Genomic DNA, 216 nt, shown 5'->3' on the forward strand with positions numbered 1-216 from the left:
GCGCAGCTTGGGAATCGCGAGATCCAACGACCCTGCGCGGGTGTCGAACTGACGCTGCCGGTAGCCGTTGCGCTGATTGGTGCGCTCCGTGCTGCGCTGGCCGTATCCCGCACCGCACAGCGCGTCGGCTTCAGCGCCCATCAGGCTGTGAATGAACGTGGCCAGCAGCTCGCGCAGCACATCGGGATGGGCAGTGGTGAGTCGTTCGGCCAACAC

At 66.2% G+C, this 216-nt stretch carries 1 protein-coding gene; it reads right to left on the minus strand.

All coding sequences use genetic code 11. The annotated features are described in order from the left end of the window. On the minus strand, positions 1–216 hold a 216-nt coding region (locus ABQE89_RS26370), incomplete at both ends, for a transposase (protein ID WP_448422199.1).

It is taken from the genome of Mycolicibacterium sp. XJ1819, from assembly GCF_053483675.1.